Source organism: Streptococcus sp. 29887 (assembly GCF_032595075.1).
GTDB lineage: Bacteria > Bacillota > Bacilli > Lactobacillales > Streptococcaceae > Streptococcus > Streptococcus iners.
Genome location: NZ_CP118735.1, coordinates 559,453 through 578,910, shown reverse-complemented (window position 1 = coordinate 578,910; position 19,458 = coordinate 559,453). Strand labels below are relative to the sequence as shown.

Genomic DNA, 19,458 nt, shown 5'->3' with positions numbered 1-19,458 from the left:
ATTTTTCCTTCCTACTCATAAATAAAATATTCATTCTTTTGATATTCTCTTGATTCTTTCTCTTTGACAGAGGTGTAGATCTCATCGCCAACCAACTCATTGTGGATTTCAAAAACTGGCTCTGATAATTGACTTTCTAAGATGCCACTACTCAAACTTTCCAAGGAGTTTGAAATTCCATTGGCAGAAATCGAACCTGTAGAGGTGATGTGACTTTCTAATCCGTACTTTTGATCTGTAACAGCTTGGGCATATTGCTGACCCATGCTTTCGATTTTCCCTAGCCAATCTGCCATACCATTGTACATACCTTCGCCGGTGAATCCACCCAAAGCGAAAGTTGCACGAGACGGCGAATGGATGTCTAACGCTCTCCTGATAGTATTTACAACGTTATTTGCAATTGAATTAGCAATAGCATAGATAGAACCTGCAGAGCTAGCAAGGCCATTGGCAAAGCCGATACCTGCATAGTAACCGGCGGAATTCATCCCTCCGCTTGTACTTCGCATAACATTAATCATCTGATTTCCAGCATTCCGTGCAACACTTAATGCTTGGTTCATACCATTGGAAACTGCGTTTTGAACGGTATTCATACCATTTCGGGCTACGTCAGATGCCTTGCGGAACGAATTGGTAAATGCCGAATTAAATTTATTGCCAAACGATTGAATATCAGCATTTAATTTATTAAAGCTAGTTGTAACTGTCTGGTTAATACCTTTCATGGAATTATCGACAGATAACTTAGCTTTATTAAAGTTTGTCGTCACATTATTAGCCATTTGTGCACTTGAGGCATTCGCTGAACTTGAGGCTTGGTTTAGTCCAGCCGTAACATTACTTGCCAAACCACTCGTCGCGCTACTTGCGTTTGATTGCATCGAAGCCATGTTTGAAGTGACTGTAGCATTCATGGTTGATGCCGCGTTATTTGCATTTGCTTGAGCAGTTTGTAAATTCGATGTCACCCCAGCGGATAGACCTAAAGCTTCGTTTACTGCCGACAAATTCATCGACGATGCAGCTTGATTGACTCCATCAGCCATTGTCTGAGCTGCAGAAGTTGCGGACACGTTGGCCGTGTTCAAGTTTGAAGTTACGCCATTAGCTAATGCAATTGAGTCAAGGATTGCTTGCGAACTCATTGTCCCAGTCTGCCCGTTAACCCCAGTTGCCATTTGAATAGCTTGGTTGGTAGCTTGCATGTTGGCAAGCCCCATATTTTGATTAATGCTATTCAACATCGCTGTCATGTCTACGTTTGTGTTCGTAGACATCTGACTCGTTTGTGTTGCAACATTGGTAGTCATTGTTTGAGCATCTGTCGAAACCTTTTCCGTCGTTTCCGAGCTCTTACCGGTCAAGAAATCCCAAACTGAAGAAAAGCCCGTCTTGATACCTTCCCAAACTCCAGACAAAGCATTTGGGATAGCTTCTAACATCGCTTGACCAAGGCCGAGGATAAGTTTAACCCCTGCCTCCATAATTTGAGGCAGTCCCATAATCAATGTCACTACCAATTGGAAAATTAATTGTATTCCAGCAGCAATCAATTGAGGCAAAGCTTGAATGATTCCACCGATTAGTGACTGAACAATTTCCATTGCAGTTTGAACAATCGTTGGAAGGTTTTGGATCAATCCGGATACCAATGTGACAATGAGAGTCACACCAGTACCAAGCAAGGTTGGCAAGCTTTGAACAAATCCAGATATCAACGTTGTGATAACTGTACCGGCTAAACCTACCACTACAGGTAATAATTGAATCGCACCATTTACAAGATTAGTTAAAATCTCGGCGCCCTTAGCAATAATTGTCGGCAAATCATTTTGAATCCCGTTTGTAAACTGAGTTATGATTTGCGTTGCCGACTCTTGTATCTGAGGAATATTTTGGATAATTCCCAAAACAAGATTATTTAGGAAATTAAGGCCGATAATTATTAACTGAGGCAAGGCAGAGATGATAGTTGTGACGAAACTTGTAAAAACAGTGAGTGCCGAACTAATGAGAGATCCAGCATTTTGCCCAACCCCACTTACTAGCGAGCTGATAATATCTACACCAGCCTGGACAATGACAGGGAACATGACTGCAAAAGTCTGAGCAAGTTTTGCAATCAATTCGGAACCTAAAGTGATTAATTGAGGAATCTGACTTGTGATTCCTGCCACAAATCGCTGAATGACCTCAGGTCCCTTGGTCTGTACCATTGTTAAAACTTCGTCAATCTTATCTCCAAACATTTTATAGACAAGACCTAGCCCAACCAATACCATTCCAAGGATTGCTGCAGGACCGACTGAAGCAAGCGCAATACTTACGACACTAGACATACCTTGCGTCATCATAGCTAGAACCGACAGTCCTTTGCTGGCAGCATTACCAAAGATTGCTGGCAAACCTGTCATTTTAGCGGCAAATATACCGATAACCGACGATGCGCTAGATATAACACCAGAAAACAATCCACCAAAATTCAGAGCTCCGACAGCTACACCGCCTAATCCTGCCGTGAGCATTTGTAACCCTGCCACAGCTGGACCAAAAGCCAGTGAGCCAACTAACAAAGCAATCGCTGGCGCAACATTGCTAACGCTAGCCTTGAAAGCATCTAATTGTTGAGTTGATACTTTCGTTCCGTTCAAGAAATGATCCAATACCGGAGGAATCTTTTCCATCATATTGACAAAGTTATCTATCGCTTGAGATTGACTTAATTTGTCAATAAATCGATCTAACGCTTTCACAAAGACAGTAAAAATCGGCAAAACGGCACTGCCGACTTTAATTTGGAGCGTTTCGAATGACCCACTGAGCCCTTCTATCGCACCTTTAAAGTTGTTTAACTTCTCGGCAGCTACATCTGCAGCAGTAACCTTGCTGATTTCAGCTTGCATCTTGTTCGCGCCATCAGCGCCTTCATTCATCGCAATGGTTGCTGCACGAACAGCATCAGTACCGAACATGGTTTTAAGTGCTAACTGTTTCTCTTGGTCAGTCAAATGACTAAGTTTTGTATTCAGCAACTCCGAAATTTCTGCAAACGACTTTATCTTACCTTCAGCGGTAAAGAATTGGTTTGCTCCGTCTGCTGTAATCAGACCTAAATCTGACATCAAATTCCGAGCTTTCTTAGTCTGCGGTTGCAAGTTCATCAGCATCGTCTTGAGTGATGTACCTGCATCCGAGCCTTTAAGCCCATTTTGAGCAAACACAGCCAAAGCGTTTGTTGTATCATTAAATGACAATCCAAGTCCAGATGCTACTGCAGATACCATGGAAAGCCCGTACTTCAATTCGCCAACATCTGTAGCTGATGCGTTCGCTGCACCCGCTAACTGGTTTGCTGCATCTACTACTGTCAAATTATCATTTTTAAAGGCATTCAAAGCAGTCGAAGCGATTTCAGCGGCCGACTTCAAATCAAGTTCTCCAGCAGTTGCTAGGTTTAGAGCTCCTGTTAATCCACCTGCCAAGATATCCTTAGTGGACACGCCTGCTTTGGACAACTCTTCAATCGCATCTGCTGCTTCACTCGCTGAAAACGCAGTCTCAGCACCGGCTTTAATGGCCGCATCCTTAAATTGCGCCATCGTTTCGGCACTAGAACCTGTCACCGCTTTGATGCTACTCAACTTCGCTTCAAAGTCAGCAGACTTAGTGATTGCACCACCTATTGCCGTCTTAATGCCATTAAACGCTGCGTATGCAAGAGAGATACCAGCGACCTGTTGAATTAAATTGGTAGATGCGCTCGCAGCTCTATTTGTGTGACTTACTATGCCGGTCAGGGCTGAGACGGCCTTGCTCCCCATTGTTTGGAAACCTGTGCCAAGTCCTTGACTGACCTTTGTTGACAACTGACTAACAGTATTGGTTAATTTACCAGCGAACGAATTGTTAAAAGAATCTGCCTTAGTATTTAATTTCGAAAACAGATTAGACCAAGCGTTAGTAATTGGCGAAACAATTCTGTTTCCAAGGGCCTCTATCACTCTACTACTTGCATTTTGAACGCTACTTATAAACGGATTCAATGCCGTAGACAGCTTGCTAAATCCGTTTCTAATAGGTTCAGGAATCTTTTCGCCTATCCTGGAAGCAATACGTTGAATTTCACCAAGCGAAAGATTCAATCCGGTCGAATAAGCATTGCCTAAACGCTGACCCAAAGATTGACCGTTGCTTGCCAATTGAGCCATGACCTGCCCGACCATTTGAACCAAACGATTTGAACTATTGACAGCTGAGTCTTGAGCCTTTTGAAAAGCTTTTTGAGTAGATGCGGCAATCTCGTTCATAGCTTGCTCGTATGACTTCGTATCTGCTCCGATATAGGCATTTATAGCTCCGTCAAAAGCCATTTCTCACCTCTATCTATTTCTAAAATGAGCGTTTAATTTTTCGATTCTTGCCAACATGTCGGTCGGCTTATTTAGTTTGATTTGCTTCGAAGCATTAAACACTTTGCGTACTTTTTCCTTTTGTTTTTTCTTCGAAAGCTTATTTGGAGACACTTTTTTAGCATTTAATGTGTAGCGTAAGTTCAGAGCTAACTCTGCTAAATGCTCTTGTTCATCCAACTTCCGATAATTCAAGCCTTCAAGTAGGGCATCTAATTCCCACTTATTGCAAGAATAAATGGTATCAAGGTCTGTCAGACCGAGTCTAGCACACTCTGTTAAGACAGAGCGCTTTTCATCGTACCAATAATTTCGTCGAACTCTTCCAGTTGCATTTCTGAGTCCTCCTGAGTTTCGAAGTAACGACGAGCCTTTTCCAAATTCTTCAAATACTTCGAAATCTTGCTCTTGAAAAAACCAGAATCAACCATTTCTTGCTTGATTTCATTGAAGATAGAATCGTATGCTGCCTCAATTTCCATCCCTTCTTCGACGACCAAATGTTCGATGTGATTGCCGACAGCTGCAATGATATCGTTCTCTGCGACATTCTTAGCAGATTTAGGCATGGAAATTTTAATTAGATCCACAATACCAGAATCTTCCTTGTTAAGGATTTTTAAGAATAGAGCTCCAACGCCATCATTGTTGCTTTGACCTGTTTCCTTATTTCGTGTAGCCAATTCTTTGTCAACGCTAAACATCAATGCGTAATCAAATTTAATATTTACAACAGTTGATTTTACTTTAATTTCCATTTTATTCCTCCAATAAATAAAAGGGCTGACCTAAGCCAACCCTAACAAAATACCGATAATTAAGAGCTAGAAGGTTCTGGCTTAACCGGAGCACTTTGAATATTGTCATAGTCTCCAGTTGTTTCACCAGGATTTTGATATTCATAAACGCTATTCAGCATTTCGATTTCTTCCTTGGTGAGCGGGAACATTCCATCTTTCAGCGCTCCGATGACATTGCCAGTCCAACTTACTTCAACGAATTCACCAACAGCGTTGTTTCGCTCAAAATCAGCCACCTTGGCATATCCGAATTTAGCAGGGTACAAATCTTTACCGCCTTCATTCTTCTTGACTGATTCATCCGCAATTACTTCCCATACCTTAATGCTCTTGCCAGTACGCGAAGCCTCTTCTACCACGCCAATTGACGGATCAGCAGGAGCGAAATACTGTGTTAGGTCCACAGAGTGTTCATCCGTTGACTTTTCGACCAGACGTCCTTGCTGAGTCTGCTCATCAAGATATTCACCACCAAGAGTGGTGCTTCCGTCTGTGCGATAAGCCGGCAACATAGCAGCACTGCCAAGTTCTGCATCGACCGATTGGATGAAGTAAAAAATCTTATTCCCCGTAATCGGCTTGGCAGTCGTGATTTCAATATTTTTCTTTTCTTCAGACATTACAGTCCTCCTTTAATAAATTGTTTCTGTTATTTTGACAACAATATGATAGACAAGTCGTCCAACTGACTTATCCTGCAACACATTGCTTGTGATACGCTTGTTTCTTCCGAGGCTACGGACTATTTTCGAACGCATCTCCTCTGCGTAGGTCCTGCTATCTCCTGGCAGAAAACAATCAATTTGCACGGTCATATCCTCGATAAGAGCCCCTGTTTGAGCAGTTTTGCCAGAATCCGTGGAGTTCGTCCCAATGACAATGAATGGCTCGGGGATATCTGGAGATGGAAGCTCAAAGTGAATTGGCAACTCCAAAATCGAAAGTCTATCTTGGATACTTTTCAAGTATACCGTGGATGCTTGATACTCCAAATTCCATTACCTCCTAAACATTTTACTTAGATTCCTCATCAAGACTGGGTACTCCTCCTCAAGAGCAGGAAAGAGAAACGGTTGAGCGGATTGATAGCGAGTACCTAGTTCGACATAAATTGAGTAGTCGACCGGTGAAGATACCATCCACACCAGAAAGCGGTACTGGACACTGTAGATACTCAAGCTCATCCAACCAGTATCCCATGGAGCCAATTCCTTAGCCCTTAACTCAACCCTCAAACTTGACCGGCTAAGTTCTCTATTGACAGCTTGCTGAGCTCGCTTAGGCATCTGTTGGACCTGGTTAAGATACCGTTTTAGACCTTTGACGCGATAAGTTACACTCATAAAAAAATTACCGTACTATTCTTGTGATACTTTAGTCCTGCGATAGCCCTTTCTTTACCTCTATACTTAACGGACTGGATGTCCATGTGATTGCCTTGTAAGTGCAATTTCACAGCCTCGAGAGTATATTTCCCGTACACCCCAAGAAATTCCTTATCAGTCAGAGTTCCTCTCATGCAAGGGATTGGCTTGGATTCAACCTTGACTTTCGTTTGTCCCAAGTATTCATCTTTGGTTATTGTTCGAATTAAAACTACACGGTCGCTATAAATCATATTGACCTCCTAGAAAAATCTAGCAACACCTCGACCTGTCTGTCTACGGCCGAGAGCAACACGACGAAGGGTTGTATCGTACTCGTCGAGATAGCTATCCCAATTAAACGACCGTCCTTCCTCGCTATCAGCCTTAGCCCCTTCACTATTCAAGCGATTGTATCGCTTAATAGCAACATCGCGGACCACGAAAGTCAAACTTTCGGGAATGCTTAGGATATCTGTCTCGCTATAATCATTGATTTTAGCCAGGATGCGTTCAATGGACTCATCAATAGCCAAATTTATCAATTCGTCTTGAGTGGTATCTGTGCTTGCAATCCCTTTGTAGACTTTTATTTCAGCCTTGAGTTTCGTTTTGTCCATTGAATCCCTCCTGTCGTTAATTACCCACCAACGCCTGGTGCGGCTGCTTGAATAGTCGCTTCGATAACACCTTCTGGGATTTCAGCAAAGAGCGTATTAGCGCCAAAGAACACAGACTCAAAAGTCAAGTTTTTCAATTGGCGGTCACGAGATGCTGCGATAAAACCAGTTTCGTCAGTATAGTCAGCAAAGAGATTTCCGAGATCTGATGAGTTGACATTTAAGTATGCCCACACCAAGTTTTCGACTGCTGTCGTATAGACTTTTCCTTGTGGAATAGCGTTTAATACGATAACGTTTTCAGTACCTAAGAAGTTCTTGAGCAAAGTCATGCCGAAGGTATTTGAAGCATCGGCTAGCACTTTAGTATCGCCTAGGTAATCAGCGACATCAAGCGGGTTAACCAGAGAGACAAGCGGTGCACCGTCGAATTCTTCAAAAGTGGCAGCTTTACCCCAAGAAGCAGCAAGAGCCTTTTGCAAACTGGTAGATTCGATGCGAGTTGGATTTGCACCCAAAAAAGTCACAAATTGCTTCTTGATACCGTTTTGGATGTTGCGCATCAACTTCAAATCCGCCTCATCAATAGCGCGGGAAGCACCATGGCGAGCAATCGCTTCAGCACTTACTGCACGGCGGCGTTTAAACCATTCCACAGTAAATTCTTTCGCTTTCTTGCGAGTAACTTTAGACAACGGGATGTCTTCGCCTTCTCCGACCGCGTCAGTCTTCTCTACGACATCCCATTTGTAAGTCTGGATTTTCATGTCGCTGGATAGCGGCAGCATACGTGTCACGCCCAAAAGTTGCAATAGTTCTTTGATATTTGTGGAGAATTTCTCGACAAAGTCAATCGTCTTGATTTCTCCAAGGTCATTCATTTTAGTCAAATTTGTTTCAGCCATTTTAGCCTCCTCTTGTAAATAGATGTCTGTTCTCAGCAATTAATTGCTGGCGTTTTTCGGTGTCTGAAATCGCCATGATTTCAGCCTTTGTATATCCACCCTGGGTGTTCCCTTGGCGTGGTTTGTGTTGAGTCAATCGTGCATCCACACGCTTCTCAACTTCTCCATCAAAGATTGTCCGCAAGTTTGAGATGTTAGATTTTACCTGATCCGCGGAATCAGCCAAAACAACATCTAAGAATTCTATCGGCAGACCTTCGTCTTGTAGGATTTCCAAGGTAGCGATTCGCATTTCCTTTTCAGCAATCGCACGTTCACGTTCTGCGATGGCGTCTAGTCGTTTTTGCTCTTCTTCCTTAGCACGCTCATCTTTTGATAGCTTAGCTAAACGTTCTCCCTCGCTCTTAGCATTTTCCAGAGCTTTGGCTTGTTCGGCCTCCCACTTGGCGCGCTCAGCAGCAATCATCTTGCTTAAGTCTGAACGCGTAAAGGTCCGTTCCTGCTTGGTATCAACTGTTTCCTGTGTGTCGACTTGTTCGGTTTCTGTTGATACTTCTTCTTTGATTTCTTCTGACATAATTGTCCTCCAGCGGTTACGCCGCCACCCGATAATCTCGTTTTACGCCCGGCGGCGATACAGTGCAAGGATTAACGTCGCTAGCAAAGTTTGGACACAAAGAAAACTGGTCGATTTCAACCAGTTTTAAGTAATTTAGAGTAATTTCAAGTAGTCTTTCCTACTGTCAAGATGAGTGACCACCTCCTATTGTAAAAGTACTGCTGATGCAGACCAACCTGCAATATTATCCAAAAAGAACACCCCGCCTTTTTCTTGATTTGTGCTCTTGCCAAAATAATCAAAAGAAACGTATTCATCTGTCACATCCACATTACTTACATCTTGAAACAATAATGTTTCGCCATTTTTCAAAAAAATAATAATTTGTTTTTCCATTTTTCTCCTACTTTCTACCAAACCAAGACTTCTTGGCGTTGCTATTGGCCACTTGTTTTTCGATTTTATCAAATCTCGAATTAGTAGCCTGGGCATTGCGTTCGATAATCAAACGTAGGTCAGTGATTTCTTTTGCCTGCTTAACAATCTTGTCATTCTGCTCAATCACAGCTGACATAAGCAAATGCTCACGAGCTAAACACTCAGCTAACTTAATTTCAAGCCAGCGCTTCTTCTTGATACGCTTGTTCATGATTCACCTCTGAATTTTGAAATAATATCAGACAAAAACTGATAAACGATTGCAACCCACAGCGCTAGCAACAAAAGTGCGACCAACGACAAAAATAAAAAGCAGATAAAATACCAAAGTAGTTGTATCATAATACTCCATTCTTTTGGGAATAAGAAAAGCACATAGATTTCTCTAGGTGCTTAAGTTATAACTAATATTTTTAAAAAGCTCTATATAGTATTCGACATCAATATCATTACCCTTAAATCCATCAATTCCAAGTACATCTAATGCTGCTATTGCTAATGCACTGATTGGGGCATGAGTGACAGGGACTTTTTGATTGTCGAAAAGAAGTGATTTTAATTCGGTCACAGTCTTTTCTGAAATATCCTTTCGCAAAACGGAATTTCTTATAAAATTCGCTTTTTCCATTACACCCATAACTAGTACCCCCTTTCAAGTATTGATTTTATTGCTTCTTCCTTGAGTTTCTCTAATCTAATTATATAACTTTCGGGAACCTTAAGCAACTTATTTAGCGCAATTTCTGCATCATATGCTCTTGTCTCGTACCAAACAGCTAAATCTTTGTCCCAAACATCTCGCGATGCTGTCCAACCTCTCGAATAATCATCATTCGCATGTGTTGCTTCGTGGACCAATGCACTATAGCTAGCTTCTTTATTTATATAAATTCGTCCAGGATTTCCTAAAACAGGAGAGCCTTGATAGGTCATATTTGGTGACTCCCCGAAAACTACTTCAACACCGATTTTTTCTAAGGACTCGATTACCCTCTTGGAATCTTCTGGATGACTTTCAAACGCTGACCCCATGAATTCTCTAATCGGGTCCTCGTAAGTGTTAAATTCTTTCATGTACTCTCTTTCAATCCCAAGCTCCTCCTCATCAGGCACAATCCCTGACCGGCAATTAAAATGAAAAGGCGGAGCGTTCAGCCCAACCTTCATTTCATCTAGTCTATATCGTTTGTCTTCTGCATGAATCCTGCGACAAATCTCTGTTGTACGATTGTCCATGTGGACAAGGATGCGATAATATTCCAACCCTGCGTCCATGTACCGTCTAGCGGTCGCAGCGTTTACCACGGCAGTCCCATCAGTCCTAATCAATGTCTCCGCACGATGCTTGGCCACAGTGTACTTCTTAGCAAGTTCTTTGGCCAATACTCTAGGATGTTCGCCGTGAACAAAACCTCGCTTCAAGGCCTCTTTCAAATCCCTGGCCAAGTTATCGACGTGACCCCACAATTGCTCGGAGTAATTCTTGGCTTCAAACGGGGTCCTGATGACCTCTCTGAGTGCTGGGTCGTTCAACGTGCCCGACCTACCTCCCATGGCCTTTCGATAAGCATACTCGGCACTAGATTTTAGATAAGACTCAAAAGACTTATCCAGCAATCCCTTCAACACGCCCATCTTATAAACAATTTCCATGTTTAGCACATCCATTCGACTGGCCATGGAAGACATATACTGCTCATTGATTCGTCTGAGTAGTTCAGGGTCTTTCTCAGCCTGTTTTCGGTACCGTTCGACATTTGCCCGATAGTTGCTCAAATCTTCCCTGATGAGCCTCTGACGAGCTTCTGCTAAGCTAATCTGATTATCTTCAGCGTACTTGTTGTAAAACTCAAACAAGTCCTTCTGTAAGCTCAAAGAAGCCTCGGAATAGATTTGAGATAACTCCTTAAAAAAAGCCTCGTCGGTCATATCCTGATGTTTGAAGATGTCATCGACCCGCTTCTGCCAATAATCATTGTGATTCTTGGTCATCTTTCTCACCTACAATCCGTGGCTGTGGCTCCACTTCTGGCTCCTGGGCCTTCAAACGCTTCAGCTCCTCTTCAGCATCTACCCCAGTGAATGAAGATAGCAAACTGAACAAAGTCTCATCGCTGATAATGCCGTATAAAGCCTTGATTTGCTCGATCAACTCATTATCGTTCGCAGGTAGATTCGGAGTGAATACGATATTCGTTTGGTTAATCGCATCGTAGTTTGTAGCTTCTGACCCACGGATTGCCCAGACATTGACTGCGAGCCGTAGTCGTCTCATCAATCCCTTACGGAATAACTTTTCTGACATTCCACGGTAATTCTCCGAGCCCATGAGTTTATATCTCATAGCCACACCAGATTGCGTGCCAGCGAAGTTGTCATCGTTGGTGTCTGGTGTAAACGTGAATCGAAGGATATCAGCTACAAGGCGTTTTTTGTAAGCTTCCGCCCCTGATGAATCGTATTCCTTGACTAAGTAAAATGCATTCGGCTGAGCTCCGTCTGGGTTAGGATTGTCATCAAGTAACACGATTTGAGCTTCTTTAAAGCTTTTTGTCACTGCCAAGGCCCCGTTAGGATTAAGATTCCCATCTTCGTCAAAATCTTCCTCACTACCCGTATGAGGATTGCCGATGATAACCAATAGCGCATCGTTACTGTTTTGCTGGAAATTGGCCAATTCTGACTGTGATAAGTCATAAGCATCTATGTTATCTAGGACTGCTTCAAATGCCCCTGTCCTATCCTCATTGTTGCTATATTCGTTTATAGGGACACCTCGCAAATAATGAGGTTCCTCGTTGGTCAATGTCATACCTGTGACTTGCTGATTATCGTCAACATAGGTGTAGATTGCGTTTGCCGTATAAACCTTGATAATGAATTTTTTATGTCCCATACCATAGTCAATATTGTAGTAATTGACTGCCATGAGAGATTGCTTATCATATCCGTCGTCATAGATGACAAAAGTCTTTTCTGGATCAAATTTGTACAATTTCACCAAGACTTGCGACTTATCATCTTTTCGATAAGGCATAATCAATTCGTAAGCACGACCATAGATTGATAAATCTTTCTTGATGAGTACATTGTGGTACTCTTCGTTGTTCTGGTCGCTAAATTCCTTGATTTTGACCAACAGTTCCTCGTCTGCATTCTCGTACTCTACCGGTTGACCAAGCATATAGCCCTGTTCGAAAGTAGTGATATATTTAGCAAAATCGCTTGAAATACGGTTATCGGCGGCATACTCATCGGTCTTAGCTGGACGGTAATTAATGTTATTATCTCCCAGATAGTACCGCTTGAGCTCTTGCAATCGAGGCAGTTGGTTAGTTCTGTGGGTTGACACGTACCGTTGTAATTGTTTGATCCACTCTTGCGACGCCCATTCAATTGCATCAAAATCTTCCTGCAGCATAATTATCTGCTCGTTGGCTAGTTGAACAAAACGAGTGCCTTTCAAAAACTCTACTTCCATCTCTCACCTCCTAGCGAAAAGCCCTAATAGCATTTCTTAATCTTTCTTTTTGTGATTTCTTCTGCTTATAAATTCTATCTTGGATAGCATATCTAACCGCATCTAAGCAGTGGTTGTAACTATCAACAGGCTCATTGATGTACTCATTCGTAGCCTTGTCCTTCTTCCAAGTATAGTTCTCAAGCTCTTCAATGGTCTTCACGCAACGTTCATCTACTACGATGTCATATTGCAAGATATACTGGATGCCCTGCATGACCGACCCAGGACCTTTCTTAGCGTCGATGATTCGAGGTATGCCAGAGTTTCTTAATTCCTGGTTGGATTTCTTCTCGGCCGAGTCCGCCCTGATTTCCTCCTTGGCATATCCGAGGCTTTGAATAACTTCAGATATTTTGTCGTTCGTCAGGTTCTTTCTCACATACTCTTCCATGATGTAGAGCTTTCGGTTTTCATCATCAATCTTGACATGCAGGAATGCTGACGGATCATTGATGAAACCGTAGTCAAGACCAAAGTAGGACGGCAGATGCCTCATGTTGTCCTTGTTGAGCAACTTTTTCTCATATTTTGGAAACACCAACTTGTCTAGAGTTGCAAATTCCCCCAGGGCATAAATCTTGTAATATGCTTCATTTCTGTTAGCCAGCTCCTCGATGTTTTCACGAGTTATTTTGTCCAAGAAACGATTATCTTTATATGTCGTCTGATAGACAACGGTATTTTTAGGTTTTTTAACAAAAAATGCATTATAGACCCAGTTAACTTTAGATACCGGGTTAAACATCAAAAAAATCTGTTTCATTTTGTGCTTCTTATCCCTCAAACGTAGTGTAAGTTGTGTGTAATCATCCAAAGTAAACTCCGACGCTTCTTCCATGACCACGTCCGAAATACCTTTGATGGACTTGATTTTCTCTGGGTTATCTAGACCCTTGAAAATAAATTGAGCACCGTTTGGCAGCTCAATCCGATAGGCTGAATTATTAACCTTGCACTTATCCAGAATCTGAAAATAATCAAGACATTGCTTGACATCCTCAAAAATCGAATCATAGACTGTGGCCCCAACCTTTCGCAGAAATAAAATCTTACGAGGATGCTTCCAGTCCTGACACGCTTTAAAGACGACCTTTTGGATGACTCCGTGACTCTTTCCAGAAGATGCTCCACCGTAATGTACCTCGGTAAATGTCGAGTAGTCGTAGAGCTTGTCGTAGATGTGCTTATTGAAGACTCTGCTGGGATAGTTAATGACGATATTGATTTTAGGTCTAGTCTTCGTCAGCATCCCACTCACCTACCTTGATTTCAATCGTTCGTTGAGTGATTTCTTGCTTATCTGTCCAGATACCGTATCGTTTGCCAATCAATTCAGCAGCCTTAATTCTATCCTTAGCTCCGACATCAATATCTATGACCTGCTGACCAAGCTCGCCTATACTGCACAGTGTCTGTTCCTGAGTCTGACCTCGCATGACTGATGTGAGGTACTCAAGCACTTCCTGCTGATCAGCAACCTTTTCTGATTTCAGCTCCTCCAGCCGTTCGTCGATATAGGCTTTGATAACAGGTTTTAACAAGTTTTCACTTCCAACTTGCTGGGCCGAACGCTTTGCATACCCAGCCCTAATTGCTGCTTCAGTCGCATTTCCGCAGATGATATACTCATCTGCAAAACGTTGTTGTTTAAGCGTTAATTTGCTCAATTTTCTACCACCTTTCTGTAAAATAAAAAGCCACACTTCGTTGTGTGACTTTGCTTAGACTTCCAACTAAGCTGTGTGGGTTTGCGATGTTACTGTTGACACATCTAAGAATTGTGCTGTTTCCAACCAGGTTGCCACCACATTATAACGACTTAGGCACGCTGTAACAGTTGACTGCCATATCGCCTTAACGGGAACAGCAGGAATCGAACCTGCACATAGCGTTATGCCGTGGACGTCACACGGACTTGCTCAGGGCGCTACCCTTGCCAATTTCCAATCTTGGCTCATGTTCCCGAAAGGAGAGTGTGGGATTCGAACCTACGGACCGCACGTAGGCGGCCACCCGTCTAGCAAACGGGCGCATTCGACCAACTCTGCCAACTCTCCCGAAATAGATACCGAGTTCGATTTTCTAAGGAGATTGGTTGTCAATTAATAATGACTGAAAAATGTAAATACATATCTCTTCTCGGTATCCGATAATACTATTTTACTACATAAAAACGCTCATTCACTTGCAAGTTACTAGCAAATGTCTCCCAAAAACTTACGAAAGACCAGTAACTCACCACCACGGTAATTCTCGGCGAACTCAATCGCTCCACGCTCGAGCATACGATAAAACTCGCTTTCAGAATACCCTAAATCGGTATAGATAGCTTTATCTTGCTTAATGTGCCATTTGCAATACTTCTCAATCAGTATCTGCCTAATGTACGGGTCTATAACTCTGTTAATCGCTTTGGTGATTTCTTCTAACTCGTCGCACGCAGCAACTCTATTCGTGACCTGAATTTCAGTAGCTTTGTTAGTAAATCCACTTGATTTTGGTTCAAAAGAGTACGTGGCGGTCAATTTTGGTGTGTATTCCTCGCCAGCCATTCTGGCGTACCGTCTGTATAATTCTAGCACTTCGTAAGCGTTCTTTTTCGTAAAATACTTATCTATTTCTTTAAATAACCGCACTGCCGTACTCCTTTTGTGATATAATAGTTTTAGGTTTTACTCACAGTCAGTACAAGTGTGCTGGCTTTTTTATTTTGTCCTCAACCCGTACCGCAATAGGGTTTTGGACGGTGAAATATTTAAGATTGTTTCCTTTCTTTATTTGCGGTATTTCCCTTGTTTTACCACAATCCACAAGGGACAACGACTGTAAAGTTAAATGTTATTTGTGGCTGACCGTACTGCCATTGGTCCAATAATGTGTATATTTATTTCGCAAAGGAGTTCCTCCTTCTTTTTTTATTTTTGGCAGAATGACCAACCGACCTGTGACAATCGGTAGGCCTGACATTACCGCCACGCAATAACCGGATTTTCAATTTTCACTTTCCACGAAGTCTTGTCAAGTGGGTCTAGCTGACAGAAAGTCGGTCTGTGTTTTCGGAGTTTCGGTCTACTTTGGCCTTTTAACTCATCATACATGCGATTGATTTCTGCTACATATTTCAATTTTGTTTTTGCACCGTCCATCCAATCTTTGACAGACGTTCCATGGCTAGCTCCAACCAATTGAGCCAGGCTGTCATATGATATTCCGAGCCGATGTTTAAGGTAACTGAGTTTTTCAATGATGTCTACACCATCGTCTTTGATATGGTCTTTAGTATCTTCGTGCATCTTCTGCAATTTATGTATAACATCAGGCGGATTGGTATGTTTGCGTTCCCAATGACATATAGTTGTTTTAGGGACTTCCAATAGTTCCGCAAGCTCTTTCTGCGTCATGCCAAGCTTCAACCGTAGACCTTTCAATGTGCCTTCTGCATACGGTTCTGGCTCGGGTTTCGGTGCGTGTTTGTTAAATCTATGCCGTTTAATCATAAATCCTCCAACGCTACCCACCGAAATTGTGGGTATTTCTTTGCTTCTTCTTGGGTGCATTTGTACCCGAATTGAGATACCACCTTTACTACTGCAGTATCTTCAATGCTAAACCTATCTCTGTCATCATCTAATTCGACATAGGTATACTCCCACATGCTCGGCTCTGGCACATCGACCAGAAGCACGCCTAGTTTTTCGTTAGTCATTGGTTGCCTCCACCAATTCCGGATTCTCATAGATGTTGCCGATGAGTTCAAGGTGGTCGGATAAATAGACGTGTAAAGGTGTTCCTCCATTCAGAACCTCTACACAAAAAGCTCCTTCTGAATAATAGATTTTCGACAACTTTTCATCAAAAATATTAACCACATCTCCCTCAAAAATCTCCTTGCCATTTTTATCAAACACCTCTGTGGATGCTCCAATAGTTTTAGGGTCTACTGGACGCCATTCAGCGATAGTGATGTACTGGTCGTTACTCTCAATGACACCATTCACGATATAAGCATAGTTCCCATCTATAATCAGGTTACCATACATCCATTGACCTTTATTATTGTCTGAAATTGACACTCCTCTAAACTTCGGTACTACCATTCTTCTCCTCTTTCTACACGTTCAACCAAACAATCGCCACAGTACCCTGTCTGAAAGATACTGCTATAGTCCGATGTGCCCTCTTTGTACTTGCACCCGCATTCTTCGCAGGTCTCAATTTTCGGTATCATTTTCTGCCTCCTGTCATTTTTTTGTTGTGATTTTTACATAAATCCATACCGTGAAATCTGTTAGAACAATTATCACAGAGTTGCTTGTCACAGGTAAGAAACCTTGGTTGCTGATTTTTAAATAAACTGAAACTTCGATAGAATGTTATTCCTGTCTGACCAATTATAAAATCACACAACTTTATTGCTCTTCTCTTGTAGCATTCATGGCATATATCATGTTTCGGTATGAATTGGACAACGTTGGTCGTCATTTTCTGCCTTCACCTCTTTCGCAAACTGCCAAGCCCACTCAAAATCCTGTTTAATTTCGGATTCGGTGAGTTGATTATCTGGGTCTTTTTTCCAGTTATAGTTGGGTAGCTCATCCCAAAAGATATCACCTCCAATAAATACCTTTCCATTTTCTTTACACAAAAATGTGACCACATCTAGGCAATTTGGGCCTGGTATCTCGACCGTGTATAGCTTCTCCCGCTCAATCTCGTAGCCATAAAGATAAGCTAAGTGTAGTTTTTTTACATTGCAATCATAATTTTTGTAAACCCAATTCCAAACAGATTCGTCAACAACATCATAATTGAGACCGAACAGACCATGTTCATCTAATGTATCTATCCACTCCGCCACATACTTCGGCACCACAACCTTCTGCGGTTCGTGGATTTGGGAGATGATATTTAATACCGATGCCTTTGATATTGGTTCATCTACAAAACGTTCATACTCTCCCATTTGTTCAATTCGTTTTAACGCTTCCTGCTTCTTCATCTGTTTCCTCCAAATGTTCCTTTCTCCAACGTTCTTTCTGGGCAAATATCTTTTCCGCATCCAATCGCCAAGGATGGTTGTCGCTCCGTTTTTCTGGTTGGACCTTGATACCGTGCTCGTAAGCATAGTTTCTTAAATTTTTGACCGTCCCACCAGTCCGCTCAGCTATCTCACGGTATGATAACCCTTGTTCTGCTAAATATCTGATTTCATCTTCGTCGCGATAAATCATCTCATGCTTGCGAATACCTAATCGGACAACTTGTGTCTTAATAGCACTTTTGGTCCGTTTCAATCTCTCACAAACAGCTTCCATAGGCAGAATTGGATACAATTGACGTAATTCGTCAATCTCATCCGATGTCCAAGGTCGTCTAACTAATCCACCTTTATTGGTTCCTTTTGTAAGTTTCCAAACCTTACCTTTCACACCGCATACTGTACGACCAAGTAAAGCAGCCACGTCTTCATAATTGCTCTCTTTATCTTCGATAGCCAGCCAAAGATAATCTAGTTCTTCTTCTGTGTACAATCTGACAAGACCCATTGCTTTCCTCTTTCCTGTGTGGCGTATAGATAGGCGACACCATTCTTCCTGTTAACGTAATACCGCATCTGCCCATCCTTGGACTCGTACACGTCCTGCACCTCTCCGAGATGGATATTGGGCTTGGTGTTGATTTTGTGACAGGTTGTTATAATTTCATCGACTAACATCAACTCCCCCTCCTAAAATAATGTAATCTGCCTAGGATAGACATCCGCTAATGCTATCCCGACTCTATCGCAATCACGTTGGATTGCTAAAACATCAATAACTGATACAGCTTTATTACGTTTTAAGCTGTAATGTGGGTATGTATATCCGTCGTTATCTATTTTGGCAATAATACCCGATTTGTTTGTGGGTGTAGAAAGTGCTAGGTCAATCCATTCCAATACTAATCTCCCCGCCCTTTCAAATCCTCCTCTTTCACAAACGTACCATTCACCATCCGTCCCTTACGGTCTTTGATTTCGTCGTATGCGACTTCTAGACAATCGACCAAATCCAATCGCAACTGATAGGCCAGTACAATCAAAGTGACCAAGGAATCACCGAGCGCATCTTTTAGTGCTCGCTCTGGATTCTCGAACTTGGTTGGTTTTAATAACACATCTCGGATTTCACCGACTTCTTCTGTCACTCGCATCCATTGGATTTTAGGGTCTGCCTCATGTAAATCCCTCTCTAATGCCCAATGGACAACTTTATTTTTCAATTCTTCAAAATTACTCATGTATCTCTTTTACCTCTATTTCGATTCTGTATTTATCTTTCAGGCCACTCAAACCACCATACTCAAACGTCATAAACTTAATCACCTCATGACTATCATCTGTCCAGATGCCAGCGTCTGTCATGCCGTCAACCAAGGCTTTCACAGTCGGATAAAAGTTCGGTGGATCCATCCGTCTTTTAGTCGGTGCGTATATCGTCACCACAAGCCCACAGGGGCGTTTTTTTGTGTAAGGGGTATATTTACCCTTGGGAATATTTAAACACCCAATTTGGCGAAGATAGGCGGTAATTTTAGCCTTCCGTGCCCAGCTCATTCTGTCATTAGCGTTCAACATCTCTTTTTTGCGCTTAGTGTTAGACAAAATAAATTCAAACTTCAACTAATCGCCTCGCTTTCGTCTCGTTGGTTCGCTTGATATAGGCCGGCGACTTGTAAAAATGTATCGTCGATACCTTCACACCGAATTGTTCAGCTAATTCTTTTGCGGTACCGATTGCCAGTAGCTTATCGCCTTTGTAGAGAGCGTACTCTTTTTCATGAGCTACCATACAA

General features: G+C 42.2%; 26 protein-coding genes and 2 tRNA genes. All 28 read right to left on the bottom strand.

Features of this window, described 5'->3' with window-relative positions; all coding sequences use genetic code 11:
* Positions 1-11: 11 nt before the first annotated feature.
* On the bottom strand, positions 12-4,376 hold the full coding sequence (locus PW252_RS03120) for a phage tail tape measure protein (protein ID WP_248050632.1): 4,365 nt from the start codon (positions 4,374-4,376) through the stop codon (positions 12-14).
* A 9-nt stretch (positions 4,377-4,385) separates the two neighbouring features.
* Positions 4,386-4,595 (bottom strand): hypothetical protein, encoded by a 210-nt coding sequence (locus PW252_RS03115; RefSeq protein WP_248050631.1) that lies wholly within the window; start codon positions 4,593-4,595, stop codon positions 4,386-4,388.
* Between the two features lie 98 nt (positions 4,596-4,693).
* Complete coding sequence (locus PW252_RS03110; protein WP_248050630.1) at positions 4,694-5,173, bottom strand: hypothetical protein; 480 nt, start codon at positions 5,171-5,173, stop codon at positions 4,694-4,696.
* 59 nt (positions 5,174-5,232) lie between these two features.
* Positions 5,233-5,835, bottom strand: a complete 603-nt coding sequence (locus tag PW252_RS03105; RefSeq protein WP_248050628.1) for a phage major tail protein, TP901-1 family — start codon at positions 5,833-5,835, stop codon at positions 5,233-5,235.
* Between the two features lie 12 nt (positions 5,836-5,847).
* Positions 5,848-6,207: a hypothetical protein gene (locus PW252_RS03100; protein ID WP_248050626.1), complete on the bottom strand. Its 360-nt coding sequence runs from the start codon at positions 6,205-6,207 to the stop codon at positions 5,848-5,850.
* 6 nt (positions 6,208-6,213) lie between these two features.
* Entirely contained in the window at positions 6,214-6,558 is a 345-nt protein-coding gene (locus tag PW252_RS03095) for an HK97-gp10 family putative phage morphogenesis protein (protein WP_248050625.1), read from the bottom strand.
* 284 nt (positions 6,559-6,842) lie between these two features.
* Positions 6,843-7,199, bottom strand: a complete 357-nt coding sequence (locus PW252_RS03090) for a phage head-tail connector protein (RefSeq protein ID WP_248050621.1) — start codon at positions 7,197-7,199, stop codon at positions 6,843-6,845.
* A 20-nt stretch (positions 7,200-7,219) separates the two neighbouring features.
* Positions 7,220-8,104 carry a phage major capsid protein gene (locus PW252_RS03085; RefSeq protein WP_248050619.1) on the bottom strand — a complete coding sequence of 295 codons (885 nt, stop codon included), beginning with the start codon at positions 8,102-8,104 and terminating at the stop codon, positions 7,220-7,222.
* Position 8,105: 1 nt separating this feature from the next.
* Positions 8,106-8,681: a DUF4355 domain-containing protein gene (locus PW252_RS03080; protein ID WP_248050616.1), complete on the bottom strand. Its 576-nt coding sequence runs from the start codon at positions 8,679-8,681 to the stop codon at positions 8,106-8,108.
* 186 nt (positions 8,682-8,867) lie between these two features.
* Positions 8,868-9,059 (bottom strand): hypothetical protein, encoded by a 192-nt coding sequence (locus PW252_RS03075; protein WP_248050613.1) that lies wholly within the window; start codon positions 9,057-9,059, stop codon positions 8,868-8,870.
* A 7-nt stretch (positions 9,060-9,066) separates the two neighbouring features.
* Positions 9,067-9,312: a hypothetical protein gene (locus PW252_RS03070; protein WP_248050611.1), complete on the bottom strand. Its 246-nt coding sequence runs from the start codon at positions 9,310-9,312 to the stop codon at positions 9,067-9,069.
* Positions 9,313-9,486: 174 nt separating this feature from the next.
* Positions 9,487-9,738 (bottom strand): hypothetical protein, encoded by a 252-nt coding sequence (locus PW252_RS03065; protein ID WP_248050608.1) that lies wholly within the window; start codon positions 9,736-9,738, stop codon positions 9,487-9,489.
* A 2-nt stretch (positions 9,739-9,740) separates the two neighbouring features.
* On the bottom strand, positions 9,741-11,093 hold the full coding sequence (locus tag PW252_RS03060) for a minor capsid protein (protein ID WP_248050605.1): 1,353 nt from the start codon (positions 11,091-11,093) through the stop codon (positions 9,741-9,743).
* Entirely contained in the window at positions 11,074-12,582 is a 1,509-nt protein-coding gene (locus PW252_RS03055) for a phage portal protein (protein WP_248050603.1), read from the bottom strand. Before PW252_RS03055 ends, PW252_RS03060 begins: the two co-directional genes overlap by 20 nt.
* Positions 12,583-12,592: 10 nt before the next feature.
* The gene (locus PW252_RS03050) at positions 12,593-13,873 is read right to left on the bottom strand and encodes a PBSX family phage terminase large subunit (protein ID WP_248050601.1); all 1,281 of its coding nucleotides are present in this window, start codon (positions 13,871-13,873) and stop codon (positions 12,593-12,595) included.
* A complete protein-coding gene (locus PW252_RS03045) occupies positions 13,857-14,291 on the bottom strand; it encodes a terminase small subunit (RefSeq protein WP_248050599.1) in 435 nt (144 codons plus the stop codon). Before PW252_RS03045 ends, PW252_RS03050 begins: the two co-directional genes overlap by 17 nt.
* Before the next feature lie 191 nt (positions 14,292-14,482).
* Positions 14,483-14,588, bottom strand: a tRNA-OTHER gene (locus PW252_RS03040).
* Between the two features lie 3 nt (positions 14,589-14,591).
* Positions 14,592-14,681 (bottom strand) — tRNA-Ser (locus PW252_RS03035).
* Positions 14,682-14,819: 138 nt separating this feature from the next.
* Positions 14,820-15,260, bottom strand: a complete 441-nt coding sequence (locus PW252_RS03030; protein WP_099831245.1) for an ArpU family phage packaging/lysis transcriptional regulator — start codon at positions 15,258-15,260, stop codon at positions 14,820-14,822.
* A 330-nt stretch (positions 15,261-15,590) separates the two neighbouring features.
* Complete coding sequence (locus tag PW252_RS03025) at positions 15,591-16,121, bottom strand: helix-turn-helix transcriptional regulator (protein ID WP_248050362.1); 531 nt, start codon at positions 16,119-16,121, stop codon at positions 15,591-15,593.
* A complete protein-coding gene (locus PW252_RS03020) occupies positions 16,118-16,330 on the bottom strand; it encodes a hypothetical protein (RefSeq protein ID WP_248050365.1) in 213 nt (70 codons plus the stop codon). The genes PW252_RS03025 and PW252_RS03020 overlap by 4 nt, the downstream gene beginning before the upstream one ends.
* Entirely contained in the window at positions 16,323-16,721 is a 399-nt protein-coding gene (locus tag PW252_RS03015; protein ID WP_248050366.1) for a YopX family protein, read from the bottom strand. Before PW252_RS03015 ends, PW252_RS03020 begins: the two co-directional genes overlap by 8 nt.
* Before the next feature lie 347 nt (positions 16,722-17,068).
* Positions 17,069-17,623 (bottom strand): DUF1642 domain-containing protein, encoded by a 555-nt coding sequence (locus tag PW252_RS03010; protein WP_248050368.1) that lies wholly within the window; start codon positions 17,621-17,623, stop codon positions 17,069-17,071.
* Positions 17,592-18,170: a hypothetical protein gene (locus PW252_RS03005; protein WP_248050369.1), complete on the bottom strand. Its 579-nt coding sequence runs from the start codon at positions 18,168-18,170 to the stop codon at positions 17,592-17,594. Before PW252_RS03005 ends, PW252_RS03010 begins: the two co-directional genes overlap by 32 nt.
* A 182-nt stretch (positions 18,171-18,352) precedes the next feature.
* The gene (locus PW252_RS03000; protein WP_238139087.1) at positions 18,353-18,562 is read right to left on the bottom strand and encodes a hypothetical protein; all 210 of its coding nucleotides are present in this window, start codon (positions 18,560-18,562) and stop codon (positions 18,353-18,355) included.
* Positions 18,563-18,564: 2 nt separating this feature from the next.
* Complete coding sequence (locus PW252_RS02995) at positions 18,565-18,903, bottom strand: MazG-like family protein (RefSeq protein WP_248050370.1); 339 nt, start codon at positions 18,901-18,903, stop codon at positions 18,565-18,567.
* Positions 18,896-19,240, bottom strand: a complete 345-nt coding sequence (locus tag PW252_RS02990; protein WP_316716839.1) for a RusA family crossover junction endodeoxyribonuclease — start codon at positions 19,238-19,240, stop codon at positions 18,896-18,898. Before PW252_RS02990 ends, PW252_RS02995 begins: the two co-directional genes overlap by 8 nt.
* 34 nt (positions 19,241-19,274) lie before the next feature.
* Positions 19,275-19,454: a MerR family transcriptional regulator gene (locus PW252_RS02985; protein WP_044775184.1), complete on the bottom strand. Its 180-nt coding sequence runs from the start codon at positions 19,452-19,454 to the stop codon at positions 19,275-19,277.
* Positions 19,455-19,458: the final 4 nt, after the last annotated feature.